Here is an 11,619-nt window from a genome sequence, read left to right as displayed (position 1 = left end):
TCGCTTTGCCAGATCAATTCCGATAATTTGTTCCACGGGGCACCTCTTTATTTTGCTGTTGGTTTGCACTTACAGCATGGCTCAATGAAGCCGGTAAAGGGAGGTGTCCATTTCATTAGTTCCGAATAGTAGATCACTGGGTACAAGTGGTGATTGCTTCATTAATTCTGACGACAACGTTGAAGCGCTGATAGCACCGGCTTTGGTTGTGGAAAGCGGGCAGTCCCATGTGCCAAAGGGCTTACGTAAAGTGTAGCGGTATCAGAAGCAGTTATTTAGCTGGAGATCAGAGCACATTCTCGCGCAGTTAATGTTGTGGATATTTTGCTACCAGCATAATGACAGGTTGATCGCTATTACGTTACGAAAGCCTGCCGGGGAGAGCGAAATGCCGGTTGCATCTGCGTTGAGTGTGAAAATGTTCAGGGAACATTTCAATGAACGCGCAGGGCGACGCTTTTTTCAGCAATTGCACCACAGATGGCGGATAGTTGTTGCGCAAGCAGGGAGTCACGGTATAATCCCCAACGTTTTCCGCACCCCTTCAGTGCCGAAGTGGCGAAATCGGTAGACGCAGTTGATTCAAAATCAACCGTAGAAATACGTGCCGGTTCGAGTCCGGCCTTCGGCACCATTGTGGAAAAATCAGTCACCCATGGGTGGCTTTTTTTGTGTCCATAATCTTCCATTAATGTCCATATCTTATTGTTTATTAGAATATTAAGTGTTATCTCTTTTCTCCCCTGATCTGTTCGTTTTATCCGCGCTGGTCTTTTTTTGTTCATTGACAGCCAGATGATTTGGGGGGCAATTCACTTCGGGTAGGAGTGGACCCCAATTATGGCCCTGACAGACGTTGTAGCCCGCACCGCCAGGCCCCGCGAGAAATCTTACAAACTCGCTGATGCACATGGTCTGTATCTGTTGATAAGCCCTGGCGGCTCTAAGCGCTGGTATCTTAAGTACCGATTTGCAGGTAAGGAGAGCCGGGTTGCTTTCGGTGCCTATCCGCTGATCTCGCTGGCGAAGGCCAGAGAAAAGCGTGATGAGGTGCGGTTGCTGCTTGCCGATGGCATCAACCCGGCAGAAAAACGGGAAGAAGAAAAAGAAGAAGCGCAGGCCGCGCTGATTACCTTTGAGAAAGTGGCGAAAGACTGGCATCGCAACATCAGCCAAAAGCGTTAGTCAGAAACCCATGCCGGACGGGTATGGCGCGATATGGAGCGCAATATCTTGCCAGCGATAGGGCATCGCCACATTGTGGATCTGAAAACCAAAGATTTACTGGAACCGTTGAAAGCGGTGGAGCAAAACGGCCATCTCGATTTAGCGTCACGGCTATGCCAGCGAGTGACCGATATTATGCGCTATGCGGTGCAGAACGATCTGATAGAACGCAATCCCGCTCAGGATCTCTCCGGGGCGATAGCGCCGCCGAAGGCAACTCATCGCCCGGCGTTGAAGCTGGATAAGCTGCCGGATTTTCTGGCAAGGATTGAAAGCTATAAAGGGAGAACGTTAACCACACTGGCTTTAAAGTTCACGCTGTGCGTTTTTATCCGTTCCAGCGAACTGCGTTTTGCCCGCTGGACTGAGATCGACTTTAAACGCGCTATGTGGACGATACCGGCTGAACGTGAAGCCATTCCCGGCGTGAAGCATTCGCAGCGCGGTGCAAAGATGCGCACTGAGCACTTAGTGCCGCTCTCCCGTCAGGGTTTGGCGCTGCTGAAAGAGATTAAGGTCATCAGCGGTGGTCATGAACTGATATTCCCCGGCGATCGTCGCCCGACTAAACCGATGAGTGAAAACACCGTCAATAATGCGCTGCGGGTTATGGGATATGACACCACGACCGAACTGTGCGGGCATGGTTTCCGCACAATGGCCTGTAGCGCTCTGGTTGAATCCGGGCAGTGGTCGCGGGATGCGGTAGAGCGGCAGATGAGCCATCAGGAACGCAATAGCGTGCGGGCGGCTTATATTCATAAGGCTGAACATATCGAAGAACGGCGGTTAATGCTGCAATGGTGGGCGGATTACCTGGATGCGAATCGGGAAGAGTATGTGGTGCCGTATGAGTTTAGAAATATATGATCCACTACTCATCTGATTTTACACCGCTCCAGCCCCTTTTCGCGGGGGGCTGGAGCTAATACTTCTTATGTGACTAATTTTTCTTCGCCTTAGAGTAATCAATAATCATTTCCGCCAGATCGTCTTCCACCGCATAAAAATAGCAGGCGGGAATATTCATAACCGACGCTAACCGACAGGCCAGTTCAAAGTCCGGCGTGTGTATACCGCGCTCATATTGATTCATGCGGGCACTCGCTGTCGCTTCATCGACTCCTGCAAGAATCCCCAGTCGTTCCTGTGACAGGCCAGCCTTTAAACGTGCAGCTTTTAAGCGACGAGGTAACATGAGAATCCTAATTTCTTGCGTGACTTGCCGCGATTCTCATCTGTGCGTCTTGAAAATATACTAAGTAATACTTAGTATTTGGTATGTATGTTTACTCAAGATTTTAATGGAGGAAGGTATGACACCGCATCATGACTGGCATAAGGCAGACATTATTGCTGCCTTGCATAAGAAAGGCACTTCACTGGCCGCGTTATCGCGCTCCGCAGGGCTCAGTTCTTCAACACTCGCCAATGTACTTTCTCGTCCGTGGCCGAAAGGGGAATGGCTTGTATCAATGGCGCTGGGCGTTCATCCTGCTAAAATCTGGCCCAGTCGTTATTTTGATGATTCTGGTACGCTACAGGACAGAAAAATGCGCATAAAGGAAAAAATTGAATGAAGAGGGTGAGCAATCCGTTATTTGATAAATCGTCAGTAACTGTTTATTTCTCAGATAAATACCTACATGTACAGGCTAAGGGAAGAGCGCAGTTAAATATTCCACTCAAAAATTTTCCTCGCCTGGAACACGCTACGGTAGAACAGCGAGGTCATTTCACCCTTAACGATGGTGGTGGTATACATTGGGAAGGGATTGATGAGGATATCGATATTGAGGCGCTATATGCGGGCGCTATCAGAGATGTAACTAATTGTTAAATGACGATATTCGATATGAATATCTCGTTTTAATGTATTGATTATGTGTATTAGCTCAGACTAGACCTGACACAGTTACGGCACAGAGCCAAACCTGATCTGACAGGCAGTTCTGTGCCAGAAGCGGAAGTCGATAGATTTTGGTTGCAGTAACTCGATGAGTTCTTCGAATAATATTTAAAATACGTTACGTGTCTGTTATCATAAAAAGACACACAATACACATGACAATATCTCATTTATAATAAATATTATTACATTGGATCTATGAAGGGATATTTTTCTTTAAAATACAATGTCTGCATGTTAATAAAAAGTTATAGGGTTCTCCGTCAAAGAGTATAATTAATGAAAAAAAAGCAAGTTATGGCAGATCAATCTTTGGATACAGATAAGAGTATATTGAAAACCCGTGCTACCGCAGATAAGAAGGCATCTATCGGGAACTCTATCAAACAGGAACATTCCGGGTTACACCAAGATCTGGAAGGCTGCACTGAGTCAATTGAGCAAAAAATCAACTCTCTGGTACCCCATAATAAGGTCACCAGCACTTTGTTGGCCATGCCGGACAGTATGAAAAGTATTACATCATTGGCGCAGAGATATAAAGACCTGCTACCTGGCAGTACGGCAACCAGTGCTCTGCTGGCATCCCAGGTGGCCATGCCGGACAGTATGAAAAGTATTACATCATTGGCGCAGAGATATAAAGACCTGCTGCCTGGCAGTACGGCAACCAGTGCTCTGCTGGCATCCCAGGTGGCCATGCCGGACAGTATGAAAAGTATTACATCATTAGCGCAGAGATATAAAGACCTGCTACCTGGCAGTACGGAAATCAGTTCTCTGATTCGTGAATTTGGTTTAAGAAAAAGTGAATTCAACTTCATATCTGAAATATATAAATCAACCGATAATTTTTTGGATAACATTAGTGCTGAAGATCTGAATGTTATTATAAGTACAACCAGTATTTACACTCGTACAGCTAAAGGTGCTGCATACATCGCACAAAACACTGCTCATTTAAATGACATTGAACCCGATGCGATCGCTAAGCTCGAAGAATTTAGAAATAAAAATTCATATATTAAGAAGTTCCGTGAGTTACCTCTGACATTACAGTTGGTGATATATTATTTTATAACGCATGTTTTTTTACCTATAATAGAAGATGCTATGAAAACAGAAGTTCTTGATTTATTTAACAAGGCTGGGGATTTGATAATTAAAGAAATACCTATCAATGTATATATGAAAGAACTTCTTGCCAATAAAAATAGTGATGTTGATTGGGATACTTTAAGGGATTTTAGAGTTGTCACAACTGATAATGTTAGGTTGCGCAATAAACCCTCAATGCAAGGTGAGGTTATAGAATTGATTGGGAGATATTCTGTCATTGCGGTTTTAGACAAAAGTGACAGAAAGTGGATTTATGTCCAAATATCTTCCAATGGAGAGCAAATCTATGGTTGGATAAACCGATGTTATACAAAACCACTAAAAATTTACTAATTAAATGAATCATATGGCATGACATGCTTAAGATTATAGGATTAAGTCCGCTTATTACTCATTGCTGACTAAATCCAACCTATGTTTGCGGCTATGTAAGGAAAAGGTATGTAACCAACCAATATGCATATGAACAGAGAACAGGATAGGCTGCGCGTAGTCCTGCACAAAAAATAACTTTGCGTTAATCACTTGTGAGTTAATCAACCACATTTGGCTCTTGATTATTTTTATGAATTAATTTCCCATCCCCCAGTCTATAATATCCTGAGTGAATAGCTACCCAGAACTGGAAAGTTAACATGTAAGGATGAATCAAAACTTTGCAAAGTAATTTTCGGAACTGAGATTGTATTGAGAATCTTTCGGGTTTGGATTGAAAAAATAAAAAATAACGATACTCGCCAAGCTTCCACCTCCAATACCCTGAGATTTCATATTTGGCATACTCTATAGCATTACAATTCCATAAAAAACCCCAACGATGCTCCCATTTATCGTTCAGTAACCAATTATGTGAAAGATGTGATGTTCTCGAATTAAAAGGTTGGCATTGGTAGTCATCCGCTTGTGTTACTACACACTGAATAAAACGTATCTCATTTATAGAAAAAAATATGCCCTCATCGGATGCCTCAATTAGATCCTGCTTAGGGATTTGATCTAATGAAACAATAATTACATTTTCATCTAGGTTAGCTAACTCAATTTTTTGCTGATAACGAACACCATTACCTGAAGCTTCAAAGAATAGTGTCGCGCTTTTAAGTATTCCTTTTGTTGTACGAAAAGCTACTTTTGATTTAAGTGATTCATGATCGGCTGGACTAGCCAGTCTTAATGAATATTCAAGATTCTCCCCTAATTTTTCCCAATGTGAACCCAGTCGTAGATTTTTTACTTTGTATTCATGGGATTGTTTATAAGTTTTAAGCAACCAAAAACTAGTGACCCTATTCCAAACCCACTTCAGTATTCTGCCTATTAAACTCCAAGGTGTTGGTATATTCATCAGTATTATCCATTTGATTTTGAGCCTAACATTGTATATCGGTATATCATAAAACCTTTGCATATTCTTACAGTTAACAGCTTATGGTTAGCTTTCCTGTGGTTATAATGCGCACCGATAGTCATTAGCGCTTGTTGACTCAGTATGTCCGCTTCTCGCTCAAACCAGACTGTCAGATTTGATTGTGTTCAATTAACAAAAACTGTCAGGTCAAGTTTGAGCTAATACAGATTATGCTCTTGACTGACGAGCATTTGTATACTCCAGTATTATTTCCGCCAGATCGTCTTCTACGGCATAAAAATAGCAGGCGGGAATATCCATAACTGATGCTAACCGGCAGGCCAGTTCAAAGTCCGGGGTGTGTATACCACGCTCATACTGATTCATGCGAGCGCTGGCCGTCGCTTCATCTATCCCAGCAAGAATCCCCAGCCGCTCCTGTGATAGACCAGCCTTTAAACGTGCGGCTTTTAAGCGATGAGGTAACATAAGAATCCTGATTTCTAACTTGTCCTGTCACGATTCTCATCTGCGCTTGTTGAAAATATACTAAGTAATGCTTAGTATATGGTGTATGTGTTTGCTCGGGCCTTAATGGAGAGAGTTATGGCACCACAAAAAGACTGGCATCAGGCGGATGTCATTGCAGCTTTGCGTAAGAAAGGAACCAATATGTCGGCGTTATCGCGCTCTGCGGGGCTTAGTTCTTCAACGCTCGCCAATGTGCTTTCGCGTCCATGGCCGAAAGGAGAATGGATTGTGGCAAAGGCGCTGAACATGCACCCTGCGGAAATCTGGCCCAGCCGTTATTTTGATGATTCAGGAATATTACTCGACAGGAAGGCAAGAGCGGAAAAGGGCAGTCGAGTAGAAAGCATCCCTCATTTTATTCCCACTTGATGATGGGCTATTTTCTCCCCCGCTAGGTTTCCCTGTTTGCTTAAAAAGTTATATTTATTATGTGGTTAAATCATCCCCCACTTAGCTTATATATACATCGGGGAAGTGGGGGAAATATGTTGAATATCATAATCTGATGTCAGAATACCCCCACTTATCCCCGTTTAATCCCCCACTTTATTTCGTTGCGACAAGGGCGCAATGCGTTCCCCGTCAAAAGCGATCAGACCATCCTTTTCCAGTTTATCCAGCCAGCGGGTAAATTTTTTGGATACGTCGAATCCCATTGCCCTCATATCATCCCTAACCAGTGAACGGGTGCAACTATCGCCGTTGGCCGTGCGCGAACGAATAGCTTGCCATAAGGCAGCATGGTTTTCCGTTAGCCGTGAAACCCCAGCTAAATCGGGATCGTTAAGGATTAAATTATCTTTTACTTCGCGGCCTTCATCGTTCAGCACCAGCGAGGTGATCTGGTCACCATCATCATCCACATACAGAGCGATGGAATTTAAGTCATAGGCGCGACGTGGCGGTTCTTCTGCATCCTTCATCTTGGTGCAACTGAGAATCAATGCGCCACCGTCACCTTCACGGCGCACGTTAAACTCCACGTCCAAGGCAGCCCGGAACGCGCTGGAACCCCGTGCGCCTTTATCCTGATCTTTGCCGGAGTGGTGAATAATTAGCACCGTAGCCTGTGTAGCCGCTTTGATATAATCACATCCCTGGATGAATGCGCCCATGTCTTTAGCGGCGTTCTCGTCTGAACCACCGAAGCAGCGGGCGAGGGTATCCAGAATGATCAAGCGAATCGGCATATCGGTTGCGGCTTTGACATCTTTGGCCGCTTGTATCACCTGTTGTACGCTCTCCAGACTAGCAGGAAAGATTGGGCAATCGATGCGATAAAGCGCATCAATCGGGCTACCGCCGTTAAGTGTTTGCTCCCATGCCCGAATACGGCGGGGAACGCCGATGCCACCTTCACCGACGACATAAATGACCGCTCCCTGTGTGACTGATTTACCGGCCCAGGGCTTGCCAGTGGCGATATGGCATCCCCATGATACAGCCAGGAAGGATTTGTAAGATCCGCTGGCACCGTAAGCGCTGGCAACGGACGAGGCTGGCAAATAGCCTTTAATCAGGTAGTCCTGCCGGGTGTCAAAGCCGTCAGAACCTTTGCGCAGAGGGAGAGAGGTTCTGAATTCTGCTTCATTATCCGTTACGAATTTACTCATCGTTTAGCTTCCCCGCTTGCTGTATTCTCTCGCGTTTGCCGATGCGCCCAGCAATCCAGTCGTTCACTTCGCTTTCCAGCCATGCCACAGAGCGGGAGCCGATTTTGACCGCCGGAGGAAAATCGCCCTTGCTTATCAGAAGATAGATCCATGATTTCCTGAAGCCGGTTTTTTTCATCACATCCGATAAGCGCAACAGCTTGAGATTCGTCATAGTTAATCCTCCTTCCTAGTGTAAACGCGTTCAACGTACCGGCCCCGGCCATCACCGTGACCGAGATCCATTGACGTCAGCGCCCTGGCTTCACTGTGGGAAAATCCTTGAGACAGGTAATAACGGATAGCGTCCTGAGCCCATGCGTAGCGCAGGCTGTGTGGAGAATAAGGGCCGGTGAGTCCTAACCGGGTGGTATGTGAGCGCCAGAAGTTCATGGCAGTTTTTAAATTGGGTTTATCGATCAGCTTGCCATTACGTGTTTTAGCAACCAGCAGAGCGTCTTTTACCGCCTGCTGTATAGCATTACGATCGATGATTCGCGTTTCACGTGGCCTGCCGCCTTTAGTGCCAAAAACAATGGTGAGAGTTGATTGATTGCGTTCAAGCTGCTTTTCCCATGTTTTTAGTGAACTGGCGCATTGCACTGCTTCCTGTGAACGTAGTCCCAGCAATCGGGCCAACTGAAGGGCACTGGCAAGCCCTTGATCATACTGTTGCGCGCTTCGCAATACGGCGTGGAATCGCTCATCTGGAATCGCGAATTTTGTACCTGCGCGGCTTGCTCCGCTTAATCCCAACGCTTTATTCGTCAGACGAGTTGATGTAACGAGCTTTTCCCTGGCAGCCAGCCGAAACACCGTGCGCAACGCCGACATGTCGTTATGCAGAGTACGAACAGCGATACCTGTTGCCTGGCGATCGGCAATATAGCTCTCGATATGTTTAGTTTTCAGATGCTGAATATCACGAACCTGGATATTCAGCGCCATCAGATGGCGACAAAATCGGTCAATGATACGGGTACGATCATGAACGGTTTTAAAGCTGCCGCCGACTTGCTTAGCCAGCATTTTCATTTCATGACTTAATTTACTCATAGCGAACTTCTCTCAATTTCAACGAGCTGCATTTCTCTGGCGCATGGGCTGAATGGCAGAAACAATCGATATTGACCTGCCTGAACGATACCTGTGCGCCAGAGCTGGCAGCAGTTGAGGTATTGTGGGGTGTCGGTAATGCACTCTGTGCAGCCTCCTGCGATGCAGGTATCCCCTCAGGCCGTTGGCCTGCCTCGGTATCGGTTCAACTCTCCTGTAAAAAGTAGTCAGTTCGGTTTCCGAACTTGTGTGTCAGATTCATGGCTCGTTGAGTGAAGTTGCTTGCCTCAAAGGCTGAGGTTGGTTCGTGCTGCGGCGTCACTTTCATGCGTTAACACGCAAAAAGTGACGCCACGTATTAGCACGCAGCAGGGCAGGCGCATGCAGATGCCTGACGGCATAGCAAGGCGCAGCCAGCAGCGTTTAATTCGTGCCAGAATTGAGGTGCAGAAAACCTGTCAGTACGGGATGTACCTGTCGTTAAGTGAGTGATGATATTGCTATCCCGCAGGCAAAAGCCTATAGCCTTGCTTGCAGCAACTCATTCACTGAGGAGAAGACCGAATACAGCATTCTTTACAGCTAATGCCGATCGGCGAGGAAACGCTCGTTATTAGCCGTCTCTTGGGTTTAAGGAACCTTCATCGTCACGTCATAGGTGCGTTTTTGTTGACGATACCTGCTTTCAAAGGTGAGCAGGTTTACCGCTAATCCAGCGTTGTCTTTCAGGCTTCGACAACTTTCTTAGTGGTCGCCCGAAGGCGTCAGTCTCAGACCACACTCCATTCCATATGACTTTGGCTCGTGACCACCCGAAGGCGTTTCTCTCAGGTCACTCGTATCATCCTGATACTGGAAACATTGGCTGGCTGTCGTTGACAGCGGATATACGTGGTTAAAAATACGGCAAAATTATCTCGTCTTCAAGTACTTTGCACTGGTGAGAAAAGAGAGTAATCTAGCACCAGGTGCTATAGTCAAGGTAACAGGATGTCAGCCTGATGCGCGTATTCAAAACAAAATGGTTCAGCAAGGCGGCTAAATCTCACGCTATTAAAGATAGTGAGTTATGCGAGGCTATTGAGGCGGCGATGCAAGGTAAGGCTGACGACCTCGGTGGGGGAGTTTACAAGAAACGGCTGAACCAGAATCGCGATCGCGCCATTATCCTGGCAAAAGGCGGAGATCACTGGTTTTACACGTTCCTTTATGCCAAACAGGATATGGCAAACATTGATAATCGCGAATTGGCCGGATTCCGCGAGTTGGCAAAGCACTACGCTGCCCTTGCTGATGAAAAGATTACGGCACTGATTAAGAGTAAAGAACTGGTGGAGATTTGCCATGACTGCAAAAAGTAAATTCAAGAGTCCTGCATTTGAGGCCATCCACAGCGCGGCTTCTGGATTATGCAGCGTTGATGCCATCCCACAGGAAACGATGCGCAACTTTGATAAAGCGTGCCTTAATAACGTGGACGATCTGCAGCCCATCGAGATTAAGGCGCTGCGCGAGAAGCTAAACGTCAGTCAGCCGGTTTTTGCCAGCTACCTAAATACTAGTGTGTCAACGGTGCAGAAATGGGAAAGCGGCGTAAAACGCCCAAGTGGGTTATCGCTGAAACTACTTACCGTGGTGCAGAAGCATGGGTTGAAGGTGTTGATTTGATTTAGTTGTACTGGCTTTTACAGGGCGCTTAATGCCAAAAAATGACATTACTAATATAACGATGCATTCATTTACGGGAACAGGTTAGTCGCTCATTTTACATGAGATAAATTCTGGAATTTTAATAATGAATTATTTAATTCTAAAATTCATGTGAATACAGTATTCTAAATATATTTTTCATGGTTCTGTTAATCTTCACGACGCGCAATTTTATGTTGTGTGGATGGCCGAAAAGGAAGGTGTTTCTTGATTTATATAATAAGGATCTGGCTGATTTCTCAATCTTGGTTTTGGAAGTTAAGAACTAGGCTTTTGAAAGTTGGTTTTCTCTTTGAACGTAGCGCGTACAAACGTCGCGCGTATGCTTCTAAGGCGAAGGAAAACACTCGCATTCTTGGAACTTTTGCGTGGATTAGCTTAAATAGTTTATTCTGGGTAGCATTGACATTATCTCTTCTGGGTTTCGTAGAGGATTATGTTCGAAGCAACATGGCCTTACTTCATCCGCTTAGTGCTGATGACAAAAAGTTTAATATCGATCAGCTCAGACTATATGCACAGCTGCTTACAGCTATATTTTCTATATACTTCGCTACAATTGGCATCATACTAAGTACTGGTTACACCAGACTCAGGCGGGACATTATACAACTACTCACTACTGAACAGGTTGGTAGTGTTTATTCGCAGTTTTTGGTATTTTCGGCTGTTTTCTGCCTCAGCGCTACGGCTCTGCACTTGTTCGGATTTGAACCCGGTATCTTCGTTTATGCAATGGGAACGTTCTTAACGCTTATAAGCTCCTTGGCTTTATTTCCATTAGGTCAAAGGTCATTTAATTTCTTTAATCTCAATCAATTGACACGTAGCGATATCCTCCCAAGAATTGCACGCCATATTGAAGGCGCAGCCAACTCCGGGAATTCTATCTCTTTAGCCAATCATCATTCGAAAGCTGCACGATCGGCATTTGAGCAGCGGTGTGTAGTGGTCAACTAAAACTGGCCACGGTTTTAGAGTTTTTCCAGAACAATCGCTCTGATTCATTCGGCGTCAGACCTCCATTATATTGATGAGGTCTGAGCTGGCTGTAATATCCCGTGATG

13 protein-coding genes, 1 tRNA gene and 1 pseudogene are annotated in these 11,619 nt (G+C 45.5%); 9 read left to right on the top strand and 6 right to left on the bottom strand.

Annotation, left to right across the window (positions count from 1 at the left end):
- The first annotated feature begins 549 nt into the window (after positions 1-549).
- A tRNA-Leu gene (locus tag EB241_RS20515) sits at positions 550-634 on the top strand.
- A gap of 206 nt (positions 635-840) precedes the next feature.
- Positions 841-2,097, top strand: a pseudogene (locus EB241_RS20510) (tyrosine-type recombinase/integrase).
- A gap of 73 nt (positions 2,098-2,170) precedes the next feature.
- Here the strand turns inward: EB241_RS20510 and EB241_RS20505 are convergent.
- Complete coding sequence (locus EB241_RS20505; protein WP_124234911.1) at positions 2,171-2,425, bottom strand: helix-turn-helix transcriptional regulator; 255 nt, start codon at positions 2,423-2,425, stop codon at positions 2,171-2,173.
- Positions 2,426-2,543: 118 nt separating this feature from the next.
- Between EB241_RS20505 and EB241_RS20500 the strand changes: the two genes are divergently transcribed.
- From EB241_RS20500 to EB241_RS20490, 3 genes are all read left to right on the top strand, one after another.
- Entirely contained in the window at positions 2,544-2,807 is a 264-nt protein-coding gene (locus tag EB241_RS20500; protein ID WP_124234910.1) for a helix-turn-helix domain-containing protein, read from the top strand.
- The gene (locus EB241_RS20495; RefSeq protein ID WP_124234909.1) at positions 2,804-3,067 is read left to right on the top strand and encodes a DUF2442 domain-containing protein; all 264 of its coding nucleotides are present in this window, start codon (positions 2,804-2,806) and stop codon (positions 3,065-3,067) included. The genes EB241_RS20500 and EB241_RS20495 overlap by 4 nt, the downstream gene beginning before the upstream one ends.
- Before the next feature lie 348 nt (positions 3,068-3,415).
- Positions 3,416-4,588: an SH3 domain-containing protein gene (locus EB241_RS20490; protein WP_124234908.1), complete on the top strand. Its 1,173-nt coding sequence runs from the start codon at positions 3,416-3,418 to the stop codon at positions 4,586-4,588.
- A gap of 199 nt (positions 4,589-4,787) precedes the next feature.
- Here the strand turns inward: EB241_RS20490 and EB241_RS20485 are convergent, their stop codons facing one another.
- Together EB241_RS20485 and EB241_RS20480 are read right to left on the bottom strand one after the other, a co-directional pair.
- Positions 4,788-5,600: a hypothetical protein gene (locus EB241_RS20485; protein ID WP_124234907.1), complete on the bottom strand. Its 813-nt coding sequence runs from the start codon at positions 5,598-5,600 to the stop codon at positions 4,788-4,790.
- Between the two features lie 231 nt (positions 5,601-5,831).
- Positions 5,832-6,092 carry a helix-turn-helix transcriptional regulator gene (locus EB241_RS20480; protein ID WP_124234906.1) on the bottom strand — a complete coding sequence of 87 codons (261 nt, stop codon included), beginning with the start codon at positions 6,090-6,092 and terminating at the stop codon, positions 5,832-5,834.
- Between the two features lie 117 nt (positions 6,093-6,209).
- On the opposite strand from EB241_RS20480, the gene EB241_RS20475 reads away from it, so the two are divergent.
- Positions 6,210-6,503 (top strand): helix-turn-helix domain-containing protein, encoded by a 294-nt coding sequence (locus tag EB241_RS20475; RefSeq protein WP_124234905.1) that lies wholly within the window; start codon positions 6,210-6,212, stop codon positions 6,501-6,503.
- A gap of 164 nt (positions 6,504-6,667) precedes the next feature.
- Here EB241_RS20475 and EB241_RS20470 read toward each other — a convergent pair whose 3' ends face one another.
- The 3 genes from EB241_RS20470 to EB241_RS20460 are packed head-to-tail and all read right to left on the bottom strand — an operon-like array spanning position 6,668 to position 8,842.
- Positions 6,668-7,747 (bottom strand): helicase RepA family protein, encoded by a 1,080-nt coding sequence (locus EB241_RS20470; protein ID WP_124234904.1) that lies wholly within the window; start codon positions 7,745-7,747, stop codon positions 6,668-6,670.
- The gene (locus EB241_RS20465; protein WP_124234903.1) at positions 7,740-7,961 is read right to left on the bottom strand and encodes a helix-turn-helix transcriptional regulator; all 222 of its coding nucleotides are present in this window, start codon (positions 7,959-7,961) and stop codon (positions 7,740-7,742) included. The genes EB241_RS20470 and EB241_RS20465 overlap by 8 nt, the downstream gene beginning before the upstream one ends.
- 2 nt (positions 7,962-7,963) lie before the next feature.
- The gene (locus EB241_RS20460; RefSeq protein ID WP_124234902.1) at positions 7,964-8,842 is read right to left on the bottom strand and encodes an integrase domain-containing protein; all 879 of its coding nucleotides are present in this window, start codon (positions 8,840-8,842) and stop codon (positions 7,964-7,966) included.
- Between the two features lie 1,001 nt (positions 8,843-9,843).
- Between EB241_RS20460 and EB241_RS20450 the strand changes: the two genes are divergently transcribed.
- From EB241_RS20450 to EB241_RS20440, 3 genes are all read left to right on the top strand, one after another.
- On the top strand, positions 9,844-10,203 hold the full coding sequence (locus EB241_RS20450; RefSeq protein ID WP_124234901.1) for a type II toxin-antitoxin system RelE/ParE family toxin: 360 nt from the start codon (positions 9,844-9,846) through the stop codon (positions 10,201-10,203).
- Complete coding sequence (locus tag EB241_RS20445; RefSeq protein ID WP_124234900.1) at positions 10,187-10,510, top strand: helix-turn-helix domain-containing protein; 324 nt, start codon at positions 10,187-10,189, stop codon at positions 10,508-10,510. Before EB241_RS20450 ends, EB241_RS20445 begins: the two co-directional genes overlap by 17 nt.
- Positions 10,511-10,825: 315 nt before the next feature.
- Positions 10,826-11,512, top strand: a complete 687-nt coding sequence (locus EB241_RS20440) for a hypothetical protein (RefSeq protein ID WP_233592666.1) — start codon at positions 10,826-10,828, stop codon at positions 11,510-11,512.
- The last annotated feature ends 107 nt before the right edge of the window (positions 11,513-11,619 follow it).

It is taken from the genome of Erwinia psidii, assembly GCF_003846135.1.
GTDB lineage: Bacteria > Pseudomonadota > Gammaproteobacteria > Enterobacterales > Enterobacteriaceae > Erwinia > Erwinia psidii.
The sequence above is the reverse complement of the archived record's forward strand: the minus strand, read 5'-3'. Positions and strand labels throughout refer to the sequence as shown.